Annotated in this window: 21 protein-coding genes and 2 pseudogenes; 14 read left to right on the top strand and 9 right to left on the bottom strand. The window is 65.3% G+C overall.

The genetic code is table 11. The features are described from left to right. Nucleotides 1–52: 52 nt before the first annotated feature. The 5 genes from aroE to KZO25_RS12225 form a co-directional block, all read right to left on the bottom strand. Entirely contained in the window at nucleotides 53–877 is an 825-nt protein-coding gene (gene aroE / locus KZO25_RS12245) for a shikimate dehydrogenase (protein ID WP_223137186.1), read from the bottom strand. 161 nt (nucleotides 878–1,038) lie between these two features. After that, on the bottom strand, nucleotides 1,039–1,962 hold the full coding sequence (gene hemF, locus KZO25_RS12240; protein WP_223137185.1) for an oxygen-dependent coproporphyrinogen oxidase: 924 nt from the start codon (nucleotides 1,960–1,962) through the stop codon (nucleotides 1,039–1,041). Between the two features lie 42 nt (nucleotides 1,963–2,004). After that, nucleotides 2,005–2,562 (bottom strand): L-threonylcarbamoyladenylate synthase, encoded by a 558-nt coding sequence (locus KZO25_RS12235; protein ID WP_223137184.1) that lies wholly within the window; start codon nucleotides 2,560–2,562, stop codon nucleotides 2,005–2,007. Between the two features lie 90 nt (nucleotides 2,563–2,652). After that, the gene (gene dprA / locus KZO25_RS12230; protein WP_223137239.1) at nucleotides 2,653–3,741 is read right to left on the bottom strand and encodes a DNA-processing protein DprA; all 1,089 of its coding nucleotides are present in this window, start codon (nucleotides 3,739–3,741) and stop codon (nucleotides 2,653–2,655) included. Between the two features lie 38 nt (nucleotides 3,742–3,779). Then, on the bottom strand, nucleotides 3,780–4,805 hold the full coding sequence (locus KZO25_RS12225; RefSeq protein WP_066443888.1) for a LysM peptidoglycan-binding domain-containing protein: 1,026 nt from the start codon (nucleotides 4,803–4,805) through the stop codon (nucleotides 3,780–3,782). A gap of 265 nt (nucleotides 4,806–5,070) precedes the next feature. Here KZO25_RS12225 and def point away from each other — a divergent pair, with 265 nt between their 5' ends. The 7 genes and pseudogenes from def to KZO25_RS12190 all read left to right on the top strand — a co-directional run bounded on the left by def (nucleotide 5,071) and on the right by KZO25_RS12190 (nucleotide 12,698). Beyond that, nucleotides 5,071–5,583, top strand: a complete 513-nt coding sequence (gene def, locus KZO25_RS12220; RefSeq protein ID WP_066443886.1) for a peptide deformylase — start codon at nucleotides 5,071–5,073, stop codon at nucleotides 5,581–5,583. 106 nt (nucleotides 5,584–5,689) lie between these two features. Continuing rightward, nucleotides 5,690–6,676 (top strand): methionyl-tRNA formyltransferase, encoded by a 987-nt coding sequence (gene fmt, locus KZO25_RS12215; protein ID WP_223137183.1) that lies wholly within the window; start codon nucleotides 5,690–5,692, stop codon nucleotides 6,674–6,676. Then, nucleotides 6,676–8,025 (top strand): 16S rRNA (cytosine(967)-C(5))-methyltransferase RsmB, encoded by a 1,350-nt coding sequence (gene rsmB, locus KZO25_RS12210; protein WP_066443883.1) that lies wholly within the window; start codon nucleotides 6,676–6,678, stop codon nucleotides 8,023–8,025. The genes fmt and rsmB overlap by 1 nt, the downstream gene beginning before the upstream one ends. Nucleotides 8,026–8,067: 42 nt before the next feature. Continuing rightward, a complete protein-coding gene (locus KZO25_RS12205) occupies nucleotides 8,068–8,274 on the top strand; it encodes a dodecin (RefSeq protein WP_066443873.1) in 207 nt (68 codons plus the stop codon). A gap of 109 nt (nucleotides 8,275–8,383) precedes the next feature. Further along, nucleotides 8,384–9,760: pseudogene (trkA, locus tag KZO25_RS12200) on the top strand (Trk system potassium transporter TrkA); the annotation flags it as partial. Between the two features lie 79 nt (nucleotides 9,761–9,839). Continuing rightward, nucleotides 9,840–11,288 (top strand): TrkH family potassium uptake protein, encoded by a 1,449-nt coding sequence (locus tag KZO25_RS12195; RefSeq protein ID WP_066452025.1) that lies wholly within the window; start codon nucleotides 9,840–9,842, stop codon nucleotides 11,286–11,288. Nucleotides 11,289–11,459: 171 nt separating this feature from the next. Next, complete coding sequence (locus tag KZO25_RS12190; RefSeq protein ID WP_066452026.1) at nucleotides 11,460–12,698, top strand: TraB/GumN family protein; 1,239 nt, start codon at nucleotides 11,460–11,462, stop codon at nucleotides 12,696–12,698. 9 nt (nucleotides 12,699–12,707) lie between these two features. On the opposite strand, the gene KZO25_RS12185 is transcribed toward KZO25_RS12190, so the two are convergent. Next, nucleotides 12,708–13,136: a DNA-binding protein gene (locus KZO25_RS12185; RefSeq protein ID WP_066452027.1), complete on the bottom strand. Its 429-nt coding sequence runs from the start codon at nucleotides 13,134–13,136 to the stop codon at nucleotides 12,708–12,710. A gap of 159 nt (nucleotides 13,137–13,295) precedes the next feature. Here KZO25_RS12185 and KZO25_RS12180 point away from each other — a divergent pair, with 159 nt between their 5' ends. After that, a complete protein-coding gene (locus KZO25_RS12180) occupies nucleotides 13,296–15,275 on the top strand; it encodes a sensor domain-containing diguanylate cyclase (RefSeq protein WP_223137182.1) in 1,980 nt (659 codons plus the stop codon). Between the two features lie 4 nt (nucleotides 15,276–15,279). Here the strand turns inward: KZO25_RS12180 and KZO25_RS12175 are convergent, their stop codons facing one another. The 3 genes from KZO25_RS12175 to aceK form a co-directional block, all read right to left on the bottom strand. Then, entirely contained in the window at nucleotides 15,280–16,029 is a 750-nt protein-coding gene (locus tag KZO25_RS12175) for a tRNA-uridine aminocarboxypropyltransferase (RefSeq protein ID WP_223137238.1), read from the bottom strand. 79 nt (nucleotides 16,030–16,108) lie between these two features. Next, nucleotides 16,109–16,858 (bottom strand): SIR2 family NAD-dependent protein deacylase, encoded by a 750-nt coding sequence (locus KZO25_RS12170; protein ID WP_262488983.1) that lies wholly within the window; start codon nucleotides 16,856–16,858, stop codon nucleotides 16,109–16,111. Nucleotides 16,859–16,909: 51 nt separating this feature from the next. After that, entirely contained in the window at nucleotides 16,910–18,655 is a 1,746-nt protein-coding gene (gene aceK / locus KZO25_RS12165) for a bifunctional isocitrate dehydrogenase kinase/phosphatase (protein WP_223137181.1), read from the bottom strand. Between the two features lie 360 nt (nucleotides 18,656–19,015). Between aceK and KZO25_RS12160 the strand changes: the two genes are divergently transcribed. The 6 genes and pseudogenes from KZO25_RS12160 to phnE (KZO25_RS12135) all read left to right on the top strand — a co-directional run bounded on the left by KZO25_RS12160 (nucleotide 19,016) and on the right by phnE (KZO25_RS12135) (nucleotide 24,230). Further along, complete coding sequence (locus tag KZO25_RS12160) at nucleotides 19,016–20,182, top strand: glycosyltransferase family 4 protein (RefSeq protein ID WP_223137180.1); 1,167 nt, start codon at nucleotides 19,016–19,018, stop codon at nucleotides 20,180–20,182. Continuing rightward, nucleotides 20,154–20,413 (top strand): annotated as a pseudogene (locus KZO25_RS12155) (phosphatase PAP2 family protein). The gene KZO25_RS12160 and the pseudogene KZO25_RS12155 overlap by 29 nt, the downstream one beginning before the upstream one ends. A 110-nt stretch (nucleotides 20,414–20,523) precedes the next feature. Continuing rightward, nucleotides 20,524–21,519 carry a phosphate/phosphite/phosphonate ABC transporter substrate-binding protein gene (phnD, locus tag KZO25_RS12150; protein ID WP_223137179.1) on the top strand — a complete coding sequence of 332 codons (996 nt, stop codon included), beginning with the start codon at nucleotides 20,524–20,526 and terminating at the stop codon, nucleotides 21,517–21,519. 73 nt (nucleotides 21,520–21,592) lie between these two features. Next, nucleotides 21,593–22,465 (top strand): phosphonate ABC transporter ATP-binding protein, encoded by an 873-nt coding sequence (gene phnC / locus KZO25_RS12145; RefSeq protein ID WP_223137178.1) that lies wholly within the window; start codon nucleotides 21,593–21,595, stop codon nucleotides 22,463–22,465. Beyond that, nucleotides 22,462–23,271, top strand: coding sequence for a phosphonate ABC transporter, permease protein PhnE (phnE, locus tag KZO25_RS12140; protein ID WP_223137177.1), 810 nt, complete (start codon nucleotides 22,462–22,464; stop codon nucleotides 23,269–23,271). The genes phnC and phnE (KZO25_RS12140) overlap by 4 nt, the downstream gene beginning before the upstream one ends. A gap of 143 nt (nucleotides 23,272–23,414) precedes the next feature. Next, the gene (gene phnE / locus KZO25_RS12135; protein WP_223137176.1) at nucleotides 23,415–24,230 is read left to right on the top strand and encodes a phosphonate ABC transporter, permease protein PhnE; all 816 of its coding nucleotides are present in this window, start codon (nucleotides 23,415–23,417) and stop codon (nucleotides 24,228–24,230) included. The last annotated feature ends 61 nt before the right edge of the window (nucleotides 24,231–24,291 follow it).

Genomic DNA, 24,291 nt, shown 5'->3' with positions numbered 1-24,291 from the left:
CGCACCAACCGTAGGAAGCAGCGTTGAAGGTGTCAAACCTCGGATTAAACGCTTACTTCGTTTGCAAATCGAGCCGCAGTCCATATTTCACCGACTCGGTCAGCGGACGCTTGCCGCGCCAAAGCAGAAATGATTCCGCGGCCTGCTCCACCAGCATGCCCAGCCCGTCGACCGGCATGGCCCCAAGCCCACTGGCCCAGCGCAAGAACACCGTGGGCTCGGCGCCATACATCATGTCGTAGGCCGTCGCACCCGGCGCAAAGAGCGTCTCCGGCAGTGGCGGCAGCTCGCCCGCCAGGCTCGCGCTGGTACCGTTGACCACCAGGTCGAACTGGCCTGTCGCCGCCTCGAATCCTCCCCCCTGGATCGTGCCCAGGTCCTGAAAGTCCGCTGCAAGGGCAGCGGCCTTGGCCGCGGTACGGTTGACCACCAGTACGCTGGCCGGCCCGGCCGCCAACAGCGGCTCCAGCACGCCGCGCACTGCACCGCCCGCACCCAGCACCAGGATGCGGCGCCCCTTGAGGACAACGTCGTGATGGAACAGGTCGCGTACCAGGCCGACCCCGTCGGTGGTATCACCGTGGGTGCTGTCTTGATCAGCGCCAACTATCAGTGTATTAACCGCGCCGGCCCGCAGGGCCCGATCGCTCAGCGTGTCGCAAAGCGCGAACGCCTGCTCCTTGAACGGCACTGTGACGTTGGCACCCCGCCCCCCTTCAGCCATGAAGCGGTGCCAGGCACCGGCGAAATCGTCCAGCGGCGCCTCGATGGCGGAGTAGTCGATAGCCTCACCGGTCTGCTCGGCAAAGGCGGCATGGATCACCGGTGACTTCGAATGCGAAATGGGGTTGCCGAAGACGCAGTAGCGGTCTGTCATGGGATCTCCTCAAATACGGGAAGCGCCTGAATAGCCAACGAGCGACATGAAGCGCAAGGCGCCCGGAGCGCAGCAACCGGAGCCTATGGGTTATAGGTGAGGATTCCGACCGGGCTGGCGCACCAGCACCGCGTAACGCAGCGATTCGGTCGCGCAGATGCTCATTCAGCGCTTTCCCCCAGCCAGTCGCGAGGTCGCAAATAATCTCGATAGAGCCGCTCCTCGGCGCTGCCGGGCTCGGGCTGCCAGTCGTACTCCCAGCGGGCCAGGGGCGGCATCGACATCAGGATCGACTCGGTGCGTCCACCGCTCTGCAACCCGAACAGGGTGCCGCGGTCCCACACCAGGTTGAACTCCACGTAGCGGCCGCGACGGTAGAGCTGAAAATCACGCTCGCGCGCGTTCCAGGACATGTCACGCCGGCGCTGCACGATGGGCAGGTAGGCGTCGAGGAAGGCGTCGCCGACGGCGCGCTGGAAGGCAAAGCTGCGGTCGAAGCCCCACTCGTTGAAATCGTCGAAGAAGAGGCCACCGACGCCGCGGGTCTCCTCGCGGTGCTTGAGATAGAAGTAGTCGTCACACCACGCCTTGAAGCGAGGATAGACGTCATCCCCAAAGGGCGCACAGGCGTCCCGCGCCACCCGATGCCAGTGCAGCACGTCCTCGTGAACCGGGTAGAAGGGCGTTAAATCGAAGCCGCCCCCGAACCACCAGACCGGCGTCTCCCCTTCCTTCTCGGCGATGAAGAAACGGACGTTGCCATGGCTGGTCGGCACATGCGGATTCTCGGGATGCATTACCCAGGAGACGCCCACGGCCTGGAAGCCGCGCCCGGCCAGCTCGGGGCGGGCGGCGGTGGCCGAGGGAGGCAACAGGTCGCCGTACACATGGGAGAAATTGACCCCGCCCTTCTCGAAGATCCGCCCATGCTCGAGCACCCGGGAGCGGCCACCGCCCCCGGCTTCTCGCTGCCAGCTGTCTTCATGGAACAACGCCCCGCCGTCCTCCGCAGCCAGCGTCCGGCAAAGGCGTTCCTGGAGGTCGAGCAGGTAAGTCTTGACGTCTTCGAGGTTGGCACCTGCCATGAGAGGCTCCTTGCTCCAGTCCTTCGATTCGCCAGGCACGCCTCAGGCGCGCAGCACCCGTCCGCTGACCAGGTCGCGAATGGTGCTGGGGCGGTCAAGCCCGCCCAGCGCACCCTCGACGATGGCGTCGAGCTCGTCGCCGAAGGCCTCCTGGACCTCTTCGGCGCTCAGTGCAGTGGCTTCGCCGGCACGATTGGCCGAGGTCGACACCAGGGGGCCACCGAAGGCCTCGCAGATCGCCACCACCCCGGGATGGTCACTGACCCGCAGGGCCACACAGTCATGCGCGCCACGCACCAGCGCATGGGTGCGCCCGTTGTCCGGCACCAGCCAGGTATGGGGCCCAGGCCAGGTGGAGACCAGCGGCGCATGGAGCTCCAGGGGCAGACCCTCGAGCCAGGGCGTGAACTGTTCGATGCTTGCTGCGATCAGGATCAACCCCTTGGCCGGGTCGCGCTGCTTGAGCCTTAGCAGATGCGCCACGGCTGCGTCGTTGTCGGGGTCGCAGCCCAACCCCCAGACGCCTTCGGTGGGATAAGCGATCACGCCGCCGGCACGCAGTGCGGCCACGGCGTTGGAAACTGACGTTACCTGAGGCATACCGGGTTGGCCCTCGACGTTACGAACACAGACATTACGGCTCCCTACATCCGGCCGGCAAGACACGGATATCGGCCGGCCAATATGCTATCACGCCTGGGCAGCGCCCGGCAGGCGCACCCAGCCGCCCGGTGCCTGCGCCACCTGGCCTTCAAGCTCGAGTTCCAGCAGGCGACGCTGGCAGTCGGGCACGGCCAGGCCTGTCAGCGCGACGAGTGCATCCAGCGGTGACGGGGAGTCGCTGAGCCAGCGCAGCAGCGGGTCGCCGCCGGTATCGAGCGGCCCCGGGGCAGCAGACGACTGGGCGGGGGTGGAAAGCGAGGTGAAGGAAGGCGCCGCCCAGTGGGTCAGCTCCTCGAGAATATCCTCCAGCCGGCGCACCAGCACCGCACCCTGGCGTATCAGTTGCAGGCAGCCCCTGGCCTGGGGATTGTGGATCGAACCAGGCAGCGCGAAGACCTCGCGGCCCTGTTCAGTGGCCAGCCGCGCACTCACCAGGGAGCCGCTCTTCTCGGCGGCCTCCACCACCAGCACGCCGAGAGAGAGGCCGGTGACGATGCGGTTGCGGCGGGGAAAGAAGCCCGGCCGCGCCCGGGTACCGGGGGGGTGTTCCGACAGTACCAGGCCGCCGCGATCGAGCAGCTGGTGGTAGAGCCCGGCATGACGGGGCGGATAGATCACATCGACACCGCAGCCCAGCACCGCCACGCTGCGCCCGCCGGCCTCCAGAGCAGCATGCTGCGCAGCCCCGTCGATGCCCAGCGCCAGGCCGCTGTTCACGCACCAGTCCCGGGCGGCCAGCTCGCGGGCGAAGGCCGCCGCATTCGTCAGGCCTTCACGGGTCGGTCGGCGTGAGCCGACGATCGCCAACCCGGGGGGCAGGAGTGCGTCGAGATCGCCCAGGGCCCAGAGCACCGGCGGAGGGTCGGCGATCTGGCCGAGCAGCGTCGGCCAGGCCGGATGACCGGGGAAGAGCAGATGCCGGGCCGGGTCGGCATCGAGCCAGGCCAGGTCGGCATTGACCAGGGCATCGAGGGGGCTACGGGAAGGGTGATCGAGCCATAGCCGCAGCGCCGTTGCGGCCTGCCGTGGCAGTCGCGCCAGCCACCCATCGGGCCAGGTCGGCTCCGTCGCTATCAGTTCGGCCAGGCGTGTCGCGCCCATGCCCGGCAGCCGCATCACCGCCAGCCAATCCCGCCTGTCCGATGACGCCGCTCTCACCGCTGCGCCACCCCCCGCCCATGGCGGGGATTATGCACCCGGTCGCCGACTTCCAGCGTGCGAGATGCCCGCATGACCAGGCCATAGCTCATCTTCTCGTAGGGGCGGAAAACCATGATCAGGCCCGCCTCGTTACCCGGCAGCCGCAGGATCTCGCCGCTGCGCGGGTCGTTGACCCGCTCACCCTGCTGCTCGACCTGTAGCACGTGGCCGGCTTCCAGGCCGTCGCGGCGGCCGCGGTCCAGCGCCACCACCTGCAGCCTCCCGATGAAGCGCACGCCGCCGGGTGCCGCCAGAATGCGGCCATCGACCGCGCCATCCGGGGCCCGGGGCACGAACTCGCGGACGAGCTCACGGCTCTCCAGCGGCAGGATGATGTCGTTGTTGCGCACCTCCTGGGTGGCCGAGAGCACCTCGAGGACGACGATATCCTCCTCGGCGCGCTGGACCCGCGCCTGGCCGACGCCCTCCAGCTCCAGGCCCAGCAGCTCGCCGGTGGTCGCGTCGCTGTAGCGCTCGCCAATGCGATAGATACCGTATCGTGGTCCGCGCTCGATCTCGCCACGCGCATAGATACGATCTCCCGCCCCGCTGATGATGCGCCGATCGTCGCCGGCAACCACATAGGCCAGCTCGTCCAGGGCCTCTGGGTCGTCGACGATTCGATGATCGCGCAGGAAGTGGCGTATCACTTCCAGGGGAATCGGCTCGATGGCCTCGCGGGTGGGAATTCGCCGCACCTCGGGCGAAAGCCGAACGGTACCCTGCCCCCGCTCGAGGCCAAGGCAGGGCCGCCCGTTGCAGTCATAGAGGTAGACCACATCGCCGGGATAGATCAGGTGCGGATTGCGGATCTGGGGGTTGACCTGCCATACCTCCGGCCACTGCCAGGGATGCTGCAGGAAACGGCCGGAGATACCCCAGAGAGTATCGCCTCGCACCACGGTATAGCGCTCGGGCGCGTCTCCGCGCAGCCCCTCCTGCCAGGTGAGGGCCTGAGCCAACGCCGAGCCAAGCAGCATCGCAACACAGACACCGCTTATCAAGGCGACTCTGAAATAAGCAGCCAGCCAGCCGTATCTTGCCCTATCGTTGTATTCCGCCATCCCCAACTCCCCCTGCTCTCGCCCCATCCCGGAAGCCCTGAGGCCATCCCGCAGGGAACCTGAGCGACATGTCATAGTCTGATTTTATCGAAATAATAGGTGATCGGGCGGTTTCACCCCGAGCCGCAGCCCCCTAGAATAAGGGAATCCCTGATGACAGCATAACGGTGGTTCCAACGCCATGGCCAAATTACCTATCCTCGAATTCCCCGACGAGCGACTGCGCACCAAGGCGGCGCCGGTCGAAGCGGTTGATGACGAGGTGCGCCAGCTGGTCGACGACATGCTCGAGACCATGTATGAAGCCAGCGGTATCGGGCTTGCTGCCACCCAGGTGGACGTACATCGCCGCGTCATCGTGATGGACGTCAGCGACAGCCGCGCCAGTCCTCTGGTGCTGATCAACCCGGAATACACGCCGATCGGCGATGAGCGCGACCTGATGTCCGAAGGCTGTCTCTCGATTCCGGAGTATTACGCCGAGGTGCCCCGCGCCCTGAAGGTTCATCTCAAAGCGCTGGACCGGGACGGCAATCCTTATGAGCTCGATGCCGAGGGCCTGCTGGCCCACTGTATTCAGCACGAATACGATCACCTGGAAGGCGTGCTGTTCGTCGACTATCTCTCCGCACTCAAGCGCGACCGGGTACTGAAGAAAATGCAGAAGCGCCATAAGCAGATGCAGGGCGCCTGAAGCTCGTACTTTCTGCTGAAGGCCGGTGTAATAACGCCGGCCTTCGTCGTTTCCGCCTGCCTCCGTTATGATGGGAAACATCGCCCACTGGCAAGGCTTCGAAATCATGTCCCCACCCCTGCGCGTCGTTTTCGCCGGCACCCCCGACTTCGCCGCTTCCAGCCTGGCTGCGCTGCTCCAGAGCCGCCACGCCGTTATCGCCGCCTACACCCAACCGGACCGACCCGCCGGCCGGGGTCGTAAACTCGCCGCCAGCCCGGTCAAGCGGCTGGCGCTGGAGCACGGCCTGCCGGTGCTGCAACCGGAGAGCCTGAAGGCGGCGGAAGTCCAGGACGAACTGGCCGTGCTGAAGGCGGACATCATGGTGGTCGTGGCCTATGGCCTCATCCTGCCCCAGGCGGTACTGGACATTCCCCCAAGGGGCTGTCTCAACGTACACGCCTCGTTGCTGCCGCGCTGGCGCGGGGCCGCCCCCATCCAGCGGGCCATCGAGGCCGGTGACAATGAGAGCGGCGTGACCATCATGCAGATGGATGCCGGGCTGGATACCGGCGATATGCTGCTGGTGAAGCGCACTCCGATCACCGCCACCACCACCGGTGGCGAGCTGCATGACACCTTGGCAACGCTCGGCGGCAAGGCCATCGTCGAAGTGCTGGACGCCCTGGCGAGCGGTGCGATGACGGCAACGCCGCAGCCTGCCGAAGGCGTTACCTACGCCGCCAAGCTCACCAAGGCCGAGGCCGAACTGGATTTCCAGCAGCCGGCCGGGACGCTGGCGGCCAAGGTGCGCGCCTTCAATCCCTGGCCGGTAGCCTGGTGCGCACATGGCAAGGAGCGCCTGCGCCTGTTGATGGCGACGGCCTCGTCCCTCCGTGATGGCGAATCGCCCCAGCCTCCTGGCACCCTGCTCGAGCATGCCCCCGATGCCCTGCGAATCGCCTGCGGCGCGCAGGGTACCGAGGTGTTGCAGGTGACGCGCGCCCAGCTGCCGGGCGGCAAACCGCTGGCTGTTCGTGACCTGCTCAACGCCCGCAGCGAGGCCCTGGTTCCAGGCCTGCTTTTAGGACATGCCTTCGAGGAGACTTCCTGATGCATCGATCGACGCCCTCCTCCCGCGCAGGCAAGGCCGTTCAGGACGGCGGCCAGGCAGTGCGGGTCAGCGCCGCACGCGCACTGGTACCGGTCATCACCGGCAAGGGGTCCCTGGCCGACCTGGACGACCACCAGGTGGTCTCCCGGGACCGCGCCCTATTCAAGGCGATGTGCTACGGCGTCTGCCGCACGCTGCCGCGGTTGGAGGCGCTCGCCGCTCAACTGCTCAAGACCCCCTTCAAGGCTCGCGATGCCGATGTTCAGGCACTGCTGCTGCTGGGTATACACCAGTTGCTCTACATGCGCATTCCGGCCCATGCCGCCGTGGGCGAAACCGCCGGCGCAGCGCGTCTGCTGGGCAAGGAGTGGGCAACCAAGGTGCTAAATGGCTGCCTGCGCCGTTTGCAGCGGGAATCCTCAGCGCTTGAGGCCGAAGTCGACAAGGACCCCGGCGTGGCCCTGCTGCATCCACGCTGGCTGCTCAAGGCGCTGCGCCAGGCCTGGCCCGATGACTGGCTCACCATCGCCGCCGCCAACAATGAGCCGGGGCCGATGACGCTGCGCATCAACCGTCGCCGCGGCGACCGGGAAGCGTACCTGGCAAGGCTGATCGACTCCGGCCACGAGGCCAGGCTCTGTGCGCACTCACCCGATGGCCTGGTCCTGGAAACGCCCTGCGACGTCCAGGCACTGCCCGGCTTTGCCGAAGGCGATGTGAGCGTCCAGGATGAGGCCGCCCAGCTCGCCGCCGAACTGCTGGGGCCAGTGCTGGCACCACGCCCCGGCGGGCGAGTGCTCGACGCCTGCTGCGCCCCCGGCGGCAAGGCCGCCCACTTGCTGGAGCTGTTCGACGTCGACCTCCTGGCGCTGGACAGCGACGACACGCGTCTGGCCCGAGTGGAGGATACCCTGGCCCGCCTTAGCCTCTCGGCGACTCTGTTGCACGCCGACGCCACCCAGCGGGACTGGTGGAACGGCACGCCCTTCGACGCCATCCTTCTCGACGCTCCCTGCTCCGGCAGTGGCGTGATACGACGTCATCCGGACATCAAGCGTCTACGAAGGTCGTCGGATATCCCCAAACTGGTCGAACTGCAGTCACGCCTGCTCGACAACCTCTGGCCGCTGCTACGCCCGGGTGGCTCCATGGTCTACGCCACCTGCTCGGTGCTTCGCGAGGAGAACGATGAGCAGATCGAGGCGTTCCTGGCCCGCACGGCCGATGCCATCGCCACCACGCCCCAGGAAGTGAGCTGGGGCCGGCCGGCCGGCGCTGGTCGCCAGCTGCTGCCGGAAGCGGAGAGTCACGATGGCTTCTTTTATGCCAGACTGAAGCGGCAGGGTTGATCATGCCCTGCCTTCCCGACCACCAAGGAGCAAGGAGCCCACATGAGCGATCATGTCTACAAGCACATCGAGCTGACCGGTTCTTCGGAGAAGGGCATCGAGGATGCCATCAACCGCGCGCTCGCCAAGGCCTCGCAGTCCCTGCACGGCATGCGCTGGTTCGAGGTAACGGACACGCGGGGCCACATCGAGAACGGCAAGGTCGGCCACTGGCAGGTGACGATCAAGGTGGGGTTCACCCTGGACTGAGGATGTCTCCCGCAAGGCCCGGTCTGTTACCCGGTGAACGGCTGGTTTATGCTAGCCACCATGCTGCGGCGCCAAATCGGCGTCGCAGAGTCGTTTCACGGACCCGACAGCAATGAAGATCATCATTCTTGGCGCCGGCCAGGTCGGCGGTACGCTGGCCGAGCATCTGGCCCGCGAGGAAAACGACATCACCGTGGTGGACACCGACGGCGAGCGGCTGCGCGAGCTGCATACCCGGCTCGACATCCGCACCGTGGTGGGCCCCGGCTCCTACCCCGTGGTGCTGCGCCAGGCCGGCTGCGAGGACGCCGACATGCTGATCGCGGTGACCAGCCAGGACGAGGTCAACATGATCGCCTGTCAGGTCGCCCACACCCTGTTTCGCACCCCCACCAAGATCGCCCGGGTCCGGGCCACCGCCTATCTCACCCGCAAGGGGCTGTTCGCCCACGAGGCGGTGCCCATCGACGTGCTGATCAGCCCCGAGCAGGTGGTCACCGACCACATCCGGCGCTTGATCGAGCACCCCGGCGCGCTGCAGGTGCTGGAGTTCGCCGGCGGGCTGGTGCAGCTGGTGGCGGTCAAGGCGTTCTACGGCGGCCCGCTGGTGGGCCAGGACCTGGGCTTCCTGCGCCGCCACATGCCCAGCGTCGATACCCGGGTGGCGGCCATCTACCGCCGCAACCGGCCGATCATTCCCCGCGGCGACACCGTGATCGAGGCCGACGACGAGGTCTTCTTCATCGCCGCCCGCCGCGACATCCGCGCGGTGATGAGCGAGCTGCGCCGAGTCGACCGCGACTTCCGCCGGGTGATGATCGCCGGCGGCGGCAACATCGGCGAGCGGCTGGCCGAACACCTCGAGCACAGCCACCAGGTCAAGATCATCGAGCACGGCATCGAGCGCTGCACGGTGCTCGCCGAGCGTCTCGATCGCACCGTGGTGCTGCACGGCAGCGCCACCAACAAGCGGCTGCTGGAAGAGGAGAACATCGAGGACTGCGACATCTTCTGCGCGCTGACCAACGACGACGAGGTCAACATCATGTCGTCGATGCTGGCCAAGCGCATGGGGGCCAAGAAGGTGCTGACGCTGATCAACAACGCCGCCTACGTCGACCTGGTCCAGGGCGGCGAGATCGACATCGCCATCTCGCCGCAGCAGGCCACCATCGGCAGCCTGCTGACCCACGTGCGCCGCGGCGACATCGTCAACGTACACTCGCTGCGCCGCGGTGCCGCCGAGGCCATCGAGGCCATCGCCCACGGCGACATGCAATCCTCCAAGGTGGTGGGCCGCGCCATCGGCGATATCGACCTGCCCAGCGGCACCACCATCGGTGCGCTGGTACGCGGCAAGGAGGTGCTGATCGCCCACGACGACGTGGTGGTGGAGTCGGGCGATCACCTGATCCTGTTCGTGATCGACAAGCGCCGCATTCGCGAGGTGGAACGCCTCTTCCAGGTCGGCCTGACCTTCTTCTGATGCCAACGGGGCGCCTCTTGATGTCACGCTGCTGCTTCGCGCCTATGGTTCGCACGCCTGTCGCCAGGAGATTCTTCCCATGAGCCTGCGCATCATCCTGCGCATCCTGGGAATGCTGCTGATGATGTTCAGCCTGACCCTGGTGCCGCCCATCCTTATCTCGCTGCTGTTCGGCGACGGCCAGTGGGATGCCTTTGCCATCGCGATCATGATCACCGCAGCCACCGGGATGGTGATGTACCTGCCCAACCGGCTCGCACGGAAGGAACTTCGCACCCGCGACGGCTTCCTGATCGCCGCGCTGTTCTGGAGCGTTCTCGGGCTGTTCGGCTCGCTGCCACTGATGTTGACCGGCGATGCCGCCCTCTCGCTCACCGATGCCGTATTCGAGTCCTTCTCGGGGCTGACCACCACCGGTGCCACGGTGATCACCGGCATCGACTTCCTGCCGGAGTCGATCCTCTATTATCGCCAGCAGCTGCAGTGGCTGGGCGGGATGGGGATCGTGGTACTGGCTGTGGCGATCCTGCCGACCCTGGGGGTCGGGGGCATGGCCCTCTACCGTACCGAGATTCCCGGACCGCTGAAGGACTCCAAGCTCACTCCGCGCATTACCGAGACGGCCAAGGCCCTGTGGTACATCTACGCCGCCCTGACCATCACCTGTTTTCTGGCCTACATGGCCGCCGGCATGAACTGGTTCGATGCCCTGGGCCACAGTTTCTCCACCGTGGCCATCGGCGGATTCTCCACCTATGACGCCAGCATCGGCCACTTCGACAGCGCCGCCATCGAGCTTATCTGCGTGTTCTTCCTGATCGTCTCGGCAATGAGCTTCAGCCTGCATTTCCTGGCCTGGCGTGGACGACGAATTCGTCACTACTTTCAGGATCCGGAAGCCCGTTTCCTGCTGATGTTCCTGGCCGGCCTGACAGCGATCACGGTGGTCTCCCTGTGGCTCACCGGTACCTATGAAACCGAGCGGGGCCTGCGGCACGGTCTCTTCCAGGTGGTATCGGTAGCCACCACCGCCGGTTTCGGCGTGACGGACTTCTCGGCCTGGCCGGGCGCACTGCCCTTCCTGCTGTTCGTGGCAGCCTTTGTCGGCGGCTGCTCCGGCTCCACCGGCGGCGGCATGAAGGTGATTCGCATCATCCTGATCTTGAAGCAAGGCATGCGAGAGATCATGCGCCTGATCCACCCCAACGCCGTGATCGCGGTCAAGATCGGCAAGGTGAGCGTGCCAGACGGCATCGCCCAGGCGGTGTGGGGCTTCTTCTCGGTCTACGTGATGCTGTTCTTCCTGATGCTGGTAGGGGTCATGGCCACTGGCGTCGACCAGGTAACCGCCTGGTCGACGGTGGCCTCGGCGCTCAACAACCTGGGGCCGGCCCTCGGCGAAGCCTCGGGTAACTATGGCGATATGCCGACACTCAGCAAATGGATCCTGGTAGTTGCCATGCTGCTGGGCCGCCTGGAGATCTTCACGGTGCTGGTGCTGTTCACCCCGGCCTTCTGGCGCCGTTAGGACTGTACAAGTGCCTACTCGAGCGAATCGCTGCGTTGCGCCTCACCTCGTCGGCTATTTGTACAGCGCCTCCCTGGATAAGTCTGATGCGACTTCTGACGGACCGGGTTTGGAGCGCGGGCCGGCTTCGTGGATAATCGGGCATTCATCCCCTTTCGATCCCGAGCGTTCATGACCCACTCCCAGGACACTGTGACCGACCCCAGCCAGGACGGCGACTTCAGCGGCCCGCGCCAAGTCATCGAAGTGGGCGGGACCCGCTATACCCTGCTGGGCACCGCCCATGTCTCGGCAAAGAGCGCCGATGACGTGCGCCGCCTGATCGGTTCCGGTGAGTTCGATGCCGTGGCAATCGAGCTTTGCGACTCTCGCCACCAGAACCTCAGCGACCCGGACGCCCTGGCCAAGCAGGACCTGTTCGAGATCTTTCGCCAGGGAAAGGCCGGCATGGTGGCTGCCAGCCTGGCGCTGGGCGCCTTTCAACAGCGAGTTGCCGAGCAGTCCGGCATCGAGCCAGGCGCCGAGATGCGTGCCGCCCTTGAGGAGGCCCGACGACACGAGCTCCCCCTACTGCTTATCGATCGTGACGTGGGCATCACCCTCAAACGCATCTACCATAACGTCCCCTGGTGGCAGCGCATGTCGCTGTTCACCGGGCTGCTTGGCAGTGTGCTGTCACGTCAGGAGGTCAAGCCCGAAGAAATCGAGCGACTCAAGGAGGGTGACGTGCTGGAGTCCACCTTCAGCGAGTTCGCCGCCGAGTCCGAGTCACTCTACATTCCGCTGATTACCGAACGCGACCGCTACATGGTGATGCGCCTGGCCGAGCAGGCCCCTCCCGGACGCTATCGCAATGTGCTGGTGGTGATAGGCGCCGGGCACATGAAGGGCATGGCCGAGCGCTTCAGCGAACCCCTACCCGTCTCGCCCCGGGAAGAGCGTGAGAAGCTGGAAGTCACGCCGCCGCCGTCAAAGCTGTGGCGCTCACTCCCCTGGCTGATCACGGCGCTGGTGCTGACAGGCTTCGCCATCGGCTTCTCGCGCAATACCGAACTGGGCTGGCAGCTGGTCGGCGAGTGGTTCCTGATCAATGGCATTCTCTCGGGCCTCGCCACGCTGATCGCCCTGGCGCACCCGGTCACGGTCTTGGCCACCATGGTCGCGGCCCCGCTCACCTCGCTGAACCCGACCATCGGCGCCGGCTTCGTCGCCGCCGGTGTAGAGCTGTGGATGCGCAAGCCCAAGGTGCAGGACTTCTCGACCCTGCGCCACGATGTCACCGAACTGAAAGGATGGTGGCGTAACCGGGTCTCACGAACCCTGCTGGTGTTCCTGTTCGCCACGCTGGGTTCGGCGGCTGGCACCTGGGTCGCCGGCTTCCGCATCGCCGGCGCGCTGCTCGGCAGTTGACGAAGCGCGTTACCGCTCTTTCGCGCCGTCCCCGCCCTCATCCGGGTGCTTGCTACAGGCCTTCGAGAACGCTTCGATGACCTGAGCCACCACCTTGCGCTGCGCAACCGGCAGCGCAAGGTAGCGCTGCAACACCTGGCGCTCCTCGCCACTGATCGATGCCTCCCAGCGGCCCCGGGCCTCGCGTATCTGCAGCCCGGCGGCCTCCCCATAGCGCAAGGACTGAGGCTCGACCCCCAGCCACTCCGCCAGTACCTGGAGCTTCTCCTGCTTGGGAAGGGTCTCGCCACAAAGCCAGCGACGCACCCCCTGCAGGGTGACAGGCTTGCCCCAGTAGCGCAGATTGAATTCACGCTCGAGTACAGCGGGCCGAGGCTCATACCCGGCTGCACGCATCGCGGTGGCCAGGCGCTCGGCGAAGGCGGTTTTTTCGTTCATGCGGCGAATGTGCCGCGCGGGTTGCACTCGCAGTTAAACTGGAGTTGATATAATATAGCAACCAATGGTTAACTCCCATCGTGTTAGTTGATCATCGATGCCAGTCCCGATAGCCGCGGCAAGGCCCGGCCATCGGCACCAAACACAACAGGACCCCCCATGCCTGACTCGCTTCAAAGGGATCTCGATGCGAGCTACGATCAGAGGGTACTGGCGAGAACCGCCGGCGCCATCCAGCCCCATGGCTGCCTGATCGTCGTCGATCAGCGGTGGCGCAACGTTATGCTCACCAGCACCAATCTGGATCAGTTTCTCGGCCAAGCACCGGTCGAGGCACTCGGCCGCTCTCCATCGGCCGTACTGGGCTCGGTGCCCATCGGCCTGCTCGCCTCCCGGTTCGGCAAAGGCGAGGAGGGCCGCGCCAGTACCGCCACCTGCCGGCTCGAAACCACCCCACAGCCACTACATGTCACCGCACACGGTGTGGCGACCAGCATCGTCCTGGAGCTGGAGCCATGCGGAATCCTGACCGACAACCTGACGGAACGGCTGGCTGGCTGGGGTTCACGCATCGCTGGCGCCGACTGCCCAGGCAGGGTGCTCTCGCTGCTACTGGCCGCCCTGCGCGAGCTGACCGGGCTCGAGACCGCCGAGGCCTATCGCATCGACGATGACGGCCACCTGCAGCGACTGGTGGTGGACGATGCCACCGACCCGGTCCACAAGGCATGCGGCGCCTTTCCAGTCGGCCTTTCGCGCCCGACGGGGAGCCTCTTTTCCGGCAGCACACCGCTGCGGCTGATCGCCGACACCACGGCAAGCCCCATCCCGCTGACGGGTCCGGGGGCGGACGCCCTGGACCTCTCCCAGGCCGTGCTACGCTCGATTCCTGTGCGCGACCGGAACTGGCTGCGGCAGTTGCAGGCGCATACCGCCCTTGTCATCAACCTTTACGATGGGCAGCGCCGCTGGGGGCTGATCGCCTGCCACGGGCGTCAGGCCCGCTACCTGGCACCCAGGCTTAGACAGCTGCTGCAGCTGTTGACCCATACGGCATTCCAGCGCCATGCCCTGCTGCAGGAGCGGGAAGAATCCCTGCGCCGACGCCAGTTGCTGGCAACGGTCGGCCAGATCGGCGTTCGCCGACCGCGACGACCCTCCAACGCCGCACTGCTGGCAGCCGCCAAGGCCTGCAAGCACTACTTCCAGGCCTGTGGTGTCGCCCTAGTATATCAAGGTAAGGCCCTGGGGCTTGGCAAGCGCCCGCATGCCCAAACCCTACAGCAGCTTGCCGCTCATCTCGACCGTTGTTCACCCGATGCCCTGTGGCACAGTCACCGGCTGGCCAATACCGCGCTCGGCAAGGTCTTGCCGCCACAAGGAGACTTCAGCGGCCTGCTGGCGGCCCCCCTGGCCAGCGAGGCACAGCCAGCCGGGTGGCTAATGCTGTTTCGGCAGCCGACAGGACGACGCACCGGCGCACAGCAGAGTGATGACCTCCAGACGCCCCACGACGGCACCGTCTGGTCCACCGCCGACCAGCATGCCGCTGTCGAGCTGGCCAGGATGCTATCCAATGACATCACCATCTGGCGGGCCAGGCATCGCTGCAGGCGCCTGCATGAGCGCAATGCCAGGCTCAGGCACCTGGCCCGCACCGATCCGGTCGCAGGCATTGCCAACCGTCACCGGATCGAGGAACTGCTCAAGGCGGAACTCGCCATAGCCGAGCATGGTGGCAAACCCTGCTCGCTGCTGATGTTCGATATCGACCATTTCAAGCGAATCAATGACAGCCATGGGCATGACGCAGGCGACAGCGTGCTGCGACAGGTGGCCCGGACCGTTCAGACGCGCCTGCGAACCTCGGATCACCTGGGCCGCTGGGGGGGCGAGGAATTTCTGATCATCGCCCCGGACTGCACCCTGCGCCAGGCCACCGAGCTGGCGGCTCGCCTCTGCCAGGACCGGCTAGAGACACCCTTCCCTGCAGTCGGCCCGGTCTCGATCAGCATCGGCGTCACGGCCTGGCAGCCGGGTGACACACCGAGCCAACTTGTGCATCGGGCCGACATGGCCATGTATCAGGCCAAGGAGGCGGGGCGCGCCTGCGTTCGAGTCGCCGAGGCAGCAGACTGAAGGCTTACCGGGTGCGCCGGTTCTGCAGCCGCTTCATGGCGGGCGTCGGCGCCAGCAGCTTCTCGAAGCGCCGGCTGGCGGCATAGCTGTCGTTGAAGGCGTCGAAGTAGTCATCCAGTACGTCGCCGGCCAGGGTGTCCCCCGATTGACGCAGCAGTTCGGCGGCCACCTCGGCCGTGCAGAGATGTGCCGCCGACGCCGGCTTGCGCAGCCGATAGCGGGTCAGTCGCTCGGTGGCCAGCGGCAGCACCGGCAGGTTCTTCAGGTAGGGGCTCTTGCGGAAGATCCGCCGTGCCTGGCGCCAGGTGCCGTCGAGCAGGATAAAGACCGGCGTCTTCCCGGCGCTCTTGACGCTCGCGACGGCGTCCAGGCTCACCACGCGGTCGGCGTAGTCGGGCTGATCATCGGGAAAGATCACGAAGGGGGCGAAGCGGCTATCCTCGAGCAGTGCCAGCAATCGCTCGTCCGGGGTCGTACGGTACCAGGTAAACACCTCGGTGGTGGGCAGCACGTCCCGGATCAGTCGCCCGGTATTGGTCGGCTTGTGGTGCTCCAGGGGGTGCGTCAACAGCCAGACACGAGCCGTACTCTCCACCGTGAACCGATAGGGGCAAAGGCAGTTGAGGCGCGGCAGGTTGCAACCGGGACAGCGCTCGACGAAGCTCCCGCGCCCCTTGAACTCTCGCCGTGGCGGCCGAGGATGACCCGTTGCGGGGTCACGATCGCTGAAATCGCTGGGCGTATTGTCCGACATGAGGGCCTTTGGCGGTGCTGAGAGGGGCGGCATTCTATCATGGCTCCCCGCTTCGGGAGAGGCCGCTTGCCGAGTGGCATTAGCCCAGCAGGGTCTCCGGCATCCACAGCCGCCCCTCCCGCTGCCAGTGGCGTACGAGTTCTGGCACCCCCCTGCCGGCGGGCTGGCTGACGCGGGTCACGCCCGGCGGCGCCAGCGTCTCGGCCTCGGGGTCCACCAGCACGCAGGGGGCCTCCAGGGGAGCATGATCCAGCAATGAAGCGGCGGGCATCACGGCAAGCGAGGTGCCGACCACCAGCAGCAGGTCGGCCTCGCCGACGATCTCACAGGCCTCGGCAAAGTGCGGCACGCTCTCGCCGAACCACACCACGTCCGGGCGCAGCTGGCTCCCCTTGTCGCAGATATCGCCCAACTCGATGCCTCCTCGGGGCAGGCGATACTGCATTCGGGCATCCACCGTGGAGCGCGCCTTGAGGATTTCGCCATGCAGGTGCAGCACGTTGCGGGAACCGGCGCGCTCGTGCAGGTCATCGATGTTCTGGGTGATGATACTGACCCGAAACCCCCGCTTCTCCAGCTCCGCCAGGGCCTTGTGGGCGGCATTGGGCCGGGCCCGGCGAACCTGGGCCCGGCGCGTATTGTAGAATTCCAGCACACGCCGAGGGTCGCGGCGCCAGGCTTCGGGGGTGGCCACAGCCTCGATGGGGTGGTCAGCCCACAGCCCATCGCTGGCCCGGAAGGTCTGGATACCGCTCTCGGCGCTGATGCCCGAGCCGGTAAAGACCACCAGATGGGAGCGCCTCTCCTCCGCCATACCTTGCCTCGTCATTGCCGCTGCCTGCCGGACGCACTGAAGTGGCGGGCCTGGAAGCGGTTCGCTTCAATAAACCAGGCCATTCTCCTCGCTACTGGCGAAGCGCTGCTTGTTGCGGTAGGGATAGACGTCGATGACGCGCCCATCCAGGATGGCCTGCTGCAACCCCTTCCAGTAATCCGCATCGAGCAACTCCGGGTGCAGTTCATAGAACAGCTTGCGCAGCCGAATATCGGCAAACAGGAAGGGGCCGAACTCCTCCGGAAAAATATCATTTGGTCCCACCGAGTACCAGGGTTCATCGGAGAGTTCCTGCTCGGGATACATCGGCTCCGGAATATGGCGGAAATTGCACTCGGTGAGATAGCAGACCTCGTCATAGTCGTAGAAGATCACCCGTCCATGGCGGGTGACGCCGAAGTTCTTCAGCAGCATGTCACCGGGGAAGATATTGGCTGCTGCCATCTGCTTGATGGCATTGCCATAATCCTTGAGTACGGCCCGTGTCTCGGCTTCATCGCACTCCTCCAGGTAGATGTTGAGCGGTGTCATCATCCGCTCCGTATAGCAGTGCTTGATGGTGACCTTGTCACCCTTGAGCTGGACGTTGGAGGGGGCCACCGCGAGCAACTCCTCCAGGCACTCCGGCGCGAAGTGATCCTTGCGGGCGATGAAGTTGGAGAACTCCTGGGTATCCGCCATGCGACCGACCCTGTCGTGACGCTTGACCAGGCTGTACTTCTCACGGACGTTATCCCGGCTCATCCGCTTGGAAGGGTCGAAGCGATCCTTGATGATCTTGAAGACCGTGCGGAACGACGGCAGCACGAATACCGTCATGACCATGCCACGCACCCCTGGCGCGATGATGAACTTGTCCTCCCGCTTGGCCACCTGCCGGTTGAGTGCGCGAAAGAACTCCGTCTTGCCATGCTTGAAGAAACCGATCGAGGCGTACAGCTCCCCTTCGGGCTTGTCGGGCATCAACTCCTGCAGGTAATCAACGAACTCGCCGGGCACCTGCACCTCCACCTGAAAGTAGGCGCGGGTGAAGGAGAAGATGATCGACACCTCGTCAGACTCGATGAGCACCGTATCCAGGTGCAAACCTTGCCCCTCGTCGTGCAGCACCGGCAGCACCAGCGGGATCTGCTCGCCGCCGCCCCGTATGCGACCCACCAGGTAGGCGCCCTTGTTCCGGTAGAAGACGCTCTTGAGCAGTTCGACCTCGGTATCCGGCGCCTCGAGAATGGCGGCCGGCAGGTGGCCGCGCAGAAATTCGGCGGCCAGCCGCGTATCGCGTTGCAGGTTGTCGAAGGAGGTCTCGAAGGGCGCTTCCGTCAGTGCCCAGTGGATGGCCTCCTCCCATTTCCCCTCCACCGGCAGGCGACGACACCGCTCGATTCCCGAGTGGTGCGCCGCCGCATCCCGGGAGCTGTAGACGAACATCCAGTCGTTGCGGATATGGCGATGATGGAAGATCGAGCAGAACATCGAGTTGAAATAGGTTTCGGCCAGCTCGTAGTCGAGACGCTGGCTGATCAGCTCCGCGTAGTGATTCCTGGCCTCTCGCCAACATTCGCAGTGGGTCAGATCCTCGTCCGCGAATGATCGCTTGAGCCTGTCGAGAGTCTCCTCGACCTTTTCGTCGTAGAGGTCGATTCGTTCCGCAGAGGCCTGCTGAGCCTCCCGCCATGCGGCATCGCGAAAGCGCCGGCTGGCATCGGCGGTGATCTCCTTGAAGCGCGAACGGTACTCGTCGAAACCGTGCAGGATCGTGGCGGCAAGACGATAGGCGGGGGAATGCTTCATGGCGGACTCCGGGCAGCTTGAGGGTCAAGCTTCGTGGATTTGGCCACGTTTCGCGAGCCGACAATGGTGGACCAGGGTGTAATGGGGCGACACGAGCGTCATACCTTCATCACGGCACTGTCGCCTGACCGTCATCCCTCGGTGTCAGCCTTGTCGCCAGGAGCCCTAAGGAGCCTGTCGGATTTGACCGATCGTCACGAGAGATTTGGATTTCGAGACAAGTTTATCGATCTGATGAGGCGAATAGCCCGCTATTTAACGAATCAGATCGAATGAAATTGACCGAAAGGCCGGATCTCGTAGTAGATCAGCGTTAAGTCCGACAGGCTCCCCACCGGGCCGGCGAATGACGAGGAGCCCATGCGTATCTGTCTGGTCAGCGAAACCTGGTCGCCCGATATCAACGGCGTGGCCAACACGCTTCATCAGTTGAGCCGGGAACTTCTGGCAAGGGATGTGGCCCTGCAGCTCATTCGCCCCGAGCCGTATGCACCCGGCAGGCGAAAGGGGCGCACGCCCGGCATGCAGGCCGAGCTCAAGGTCCGTGGTATCCCGCTGCCCGGCTACCGGGACGTTCGTGCCGGCATGCCCGCCACCCGTCGCCTGCTGCAGCTTTGGCAGAAGCAGCGCCCCGATGTCGTCTACCTCGCGACCCAAGGGCCGCTGGGCTGGTCGGCCAGGCGTGCTGCCCGGCGGCTTTCCATTCCGGTGGTAGCCGGTTGGCATACCAACTTCGACCACTACTGTCGCGACTATGGTGTGCCGTGGCTGGCGCCGGTCCTGCTCGGGGCCTTGCGTCGCTTTCACAACGGCTGCACCGCCACCCTGGTTCCCACGCACCGCCAGGCCGAGGCGCTGGCAGAACGAGGCTTTCTCAACCTGAACGTGATGGGAAGAGGTGTCGATGGCGAACGCTTCTCGCCCATCCACCGCGACGCCGAACTGAGACGCGCCTGGGGTAGCGACGATCACGTACCGGTCGCTCTCCATGTCGGCCGGCTCGCCTCGGAGAAGAATCTCGACCTGCTGCAAGAGACCTTTCACACCATGCGTCTGGCCCGACCGGATATGGGGCTGGTCATCGTGGGTGATGGACCCGCCCGTCGCTCCCTGGAAAAGGCGCTTCCCGAGGCCCACTTCACCGGATTCCTGCCAGAGCATGAGCTGGCTCGCCACTATGCCAGCGCCGATCTGTTCATCTTTCCCTCTCTGTCGGAAACCTGGGGCAACGTGGTGTCCGAGGCCATGGCCAGCGGCCTGGCCGTGCTGGCCTATGACCATGCAGCCGCTGCCGAACTGATCGACGACGGCATCAACGGCGTCGTCATCGCACCCCATGACGGCAAGCGCTTCTGCGAGGCCGCCGCCGCACTCTGCCAGCAGCCCGCCCGCTATGCGCGACTGGGCCGGGCAGCTCGCCAGCGCGCCCTGAGCTGCCACTGGCCTGCTATTGCCGATACCTTCCTGTCACTCCTCGAACAGGCACGGGAGACCACCCATGCGCCCACGCGCTCCTGCACTATTTGACCGCCTCGATCTGCTTGAGTGGCAGCTTGTCGACGCATTGCGCGCCTCAGCCTCCACCGACCCTGGCTTGCCACACTGCGGCTTGCCAGCAAGCTGGGAGACTGGCCGGTCTGGGTCGCACTGATCGCCCTGTCACGGGTCGGTCTCGGTCTGCATTACATCAGCGACGTGGTGGCCGGGGCGGCCATCGGATGGGCATTCGCCTTGGCGAGCCTTCACCTGGCCGGCTAGAAGAAGCGTCATCCCTTCTTCATCCCATCGACACGCCCCTGACCCGACACCGTCACAACCGGCCGCCAAGATGACGCCTGTCATTCATTCCCGTTCAGCAGGTGAGACCGATGCGACCCAAGACGACCGCACTCCAGAACCGGCCCCTGGCCACCCTACCCCGCACCCTGATCGGCACCGCCCTTGCCGGCGCCCTTGCCTTCACCGCCTTCCAGGCCAGTGCCGATCTGTCGTCACGCTTCATCGATGAGGACGGCGACATGGTTGCGGACAGCCCCACCGACGAGTCCCAGTGGGTCGACCCCGATACGCTGGTCTTCGCCTACACCCCGGTGGAGGACCCCGCGGTCTATGCCGAAGTATGGGCCGGCTTCCTGGAGCATATGGAAGAGACGACCGGCAAGCGGGTGCAGTTCTTCCCGGTCCAGTCCAACTCCGCCCAGCTGGAGGCCATGCGCGCCGGTCGCCTGCATGTGGCCGGCTTCAATACCGGCGGCGTGCCGGTAGCGGTCAACTGCTCCGGTTTCGTGCCCTTCACCATGATGGCCGCCGAGGATGGCTCCTTCGGCTACGAGATGGAGATCATCACCTATCCCGGCAGCGGCATCGCGTCCGTCGAGGACCTGGAGGGACGCAACCTGGCATTCACTTCAGAGACCTCGAACTCGGGATATCGCGCCCCTTCGGCACTGCTGCGCTCCGAATACGGCCTGGTGACTGGCGAGCACTTCGAGGCGGCCTTCTCCGGCAGCCACGACAACTCGATCCTCGGCGTGGTGAACAAGGACTACGATGCCGCTGCCATCGCCAACTCTGTCGCCCGACGCATGATCTCACGCGGCGTGGTGGACGAGGGTGACTACGACATCATTTACACCTCCGACACCTTCCCCACGACAGCATACGGCCATGCCTACAACCTTCATCCGGAACTGGTCGAGAAGGTCCAGGACGCCTTCTTCAGCTACGACTGGGAAGGCAGCGCACTGCAGGCCGAGTTCGCCAACTCCGGCGAAGCGCAGTTCATTCCCATCACCTATCGGGAGAACTGGGAGGTCATCCGTACCATCGCCGAGGCGAACGGGGTCACCTACGACTGCGATTGAGCCCGGAACGGATGATCTGCACCGGCCGGGAAGCTCCTTCCCGGCCTTCGTTCATCGATAACGGAGAAGGCTCATGTTGACACTATCCAGTGTTTGCAAGCGTTACCCCACCGGGGACCGTGCGCTGACCAATATCGACCTGGCCCTGCCCCGCGGCCAGGTGCTCGCCCTGATCGGCCCCTCGGGTGCCGGCAAGAGCACCCTGATTCGCTGCGTCAATCGCCTGGTGGAGCCCAGCGAGGGCAGTATCCGGCTGGGCGATACCGAACTGACCCTGCTATCCGGGCAGCAATTGCGCAAGGCCCGTCGCGCCATGGCGATGATCTTCCAGGAGTACGCCCTGGTGGACCGCCTGACGGTCATGGAAAACGTGCTCTCCGGGCGGCTCGGTTACGTGGGCTTCTGGCGCAGCTTCCTGCGTCGTTACCCCCGGGAGATCGTGGCCGAGGCGTTCCGCCTGCTCGAGCGGGTCGGCCTGGCACACGCGCTGGACAAGCGTGCCGATGCGCTCTCCGGCGGCCAGCGACAGCGGGTCGGCATCGCCCGTGCCCTGCTGCAGAGTCCCCAGTTGCTGCTGGTCGACGAGCCCACCGCGAGCCTCGATCCCAAGACCTCGCGCCAGATCATGCGGCTGATCCGCGAGCTATGCGCCGAGCGCGAGCTGGCCGCGATCATCAACATCCACGATGTGGCGCTGGCGCGCCAGTTCGCCGACCGCATCGTCGGGCTGCGGGCCGGCGAAATCGTCTTCGATGGCAAACCCACCGAGCTGAACGCCGAGATCCTCACTACCATCTATGGCGAAGAGGACTGGGACACACAGGCCGCGGAGGAGGAGGAGCACCCTTCGGCTATCGCACACCAGCCTTCGGCGAAGCCGTCCTCGCTGACCCCGAGCCTGGCCCCTGACCGGGTCCCCAATCTAGCCACGGGAGGCGCCCGATGAGTCGCCAAGCACTCGCCAGCCAGGGCCGGTGGCGGCGACTGCCCTTCATCGCCGAGTCCAAGCTGCGCTGGGGGCTCGCCATCGGAGCGGTCGTCTATCTGATGCTGGCGCTCTCTACCGTGGACGTCAATTGGGCGCGCGTCGCCGAGGGTGCCAGCCGCGGGCTCAACTTCCTCTCGGCCTTCGCCCAGCCGGATTTCGTCAGCCGGCGCACCGATATCGTCAATGGTCTGCTGGAAAGCCTGACCATGACGCTGACCTCCACGGTGATCGGGGTGGCAGTGGCCATCCCCGTGGGGCTGGGTGCGGCCCGCAATATCGCCCCCTGGCCGGTCTACCTGCTGTGCCGAGGCATCATCACGGTGTCGCGCACCTTCCAGGAAATCATCATCGCAATCCTCTTCGTGGTGATGTTCGGCTTCGGCCCGCTCGCCGGCATGATCACCCTGGCCTTCGCCACCATCGGTTTCATGGCCAAGCTGCTGGCCGAGGACATCGAGGATCTGGACTGGCGCCAGGTGGAGGCAGTCCGCGCCACCGGGGCGAGCTGGTGGCAGACCATGAATCACGCCGTGCAGCCTCAGGTCATGCCGCGCCTGATCGGTCTCTCCATGTATCGCCTGGATATCAACTTCCGCGAGTCGGCGGTGATCGGCATCGTCGGTGCCGGTGGCATCGGCGCCACGCTCAACACCTCGATCAGCCGCTACGAGTACGACACCTCGGCGGCCATCCTGCTGATCATCATCGGCATTGTGCTGCTGTGTGAGTACAGCTCCAGTCACGTGCGCCGCTGGACTCAGTGATGCAATGGCTGCGCGCACGAATCGCTGTGTTGCTCGAATGCTCAGATGCCTCACATATACCCCATATGCTCCGGCTCTTGCGCTTCGAGCGCCTTGCGCTTCATTCCGCTCGCTCATTGCATCTTCTTGAAAAGGAGTGACCCATGCCCGTTTCGACGACACCCCAGGGCACGCCCACCTGGCGTCTACGCACCACACGAGCCCAGTGGCTGGGCTACCTGGCCTGGCTGGCCGGCGCCTCGCTGTTCCTGCTGTGCTGGAAGATGATCTCGGACAACACCATGTGGGTGTTCGTCGAGGATGCCGGCCGCCAGGGCAGCGACCTGCTCAGCCGCATGCTGCCGCCGCAGTGGAGCTATGCCCACCGGCTGTGGAAACCGATGTGGGATACCATCAACATCGCGACACTGGGCACCCTGCTGGGTATCGCCATGGCCTTCCCGGTCGCCTTCCTGGCGGCGCGCAACACCTCCCCGCATCCGCTGGTACGCAGTCTTGCCCTGGTGATCATCGTCTCGTCACGCTCCATCAACTCATTGATCTGGGCGATGCTGCTGGTGACCATCCTCGGCCCGGGCGTACTTGCCGGGATCATCGCCATCGCGCTGCGCTCGATCGGCTTCATCGGCAAGCTGCTCTATGAAGCCATCGAGGAGATCCACCCCACCCCCGTCGAGGCGATCAGCGCCACGGGGGCCGGACGGATGCAGGTAATGAGCTACGGCGTGCTGCCCCAGGTGATGCCCGCCTTTGCCGGCATCAGCGTCTACCGCTGGGACATCAATATCCGGGAATCCACCGTGCTGGGGCTGGTGGGTGCCGGCGGCATCGGCCTTCAGCTCAACTCCGCGATCAACAGCCTGGCCTGGAACCAGGTGAGCGTGATCTTCCTGATGATCTTCGTCACCGTGCTGGCCTCGGAGTGGGTCTCCGCCCGGGTACGCCACGCCATTATCTGAGGAGCGGAAAAGAGCGTAGGTACGCCCGACACCAGCCACCGGTCAAAGGCAATTATTGGAC

Origin of the sequence: Halomonas sp. ANAO-440, from assembly GCF_019915905.1 — a bacterium.
Classification (GTDB): Bacteria; Pseudomonadota; Gammaproteobacteria; order Pseudomonadales; family Halomonadaceae; genus Halomonas; species Halomonas chromatireducens.
This window is presented reverse-complemented; position numbering and strand designations above follow the sequence as displayed.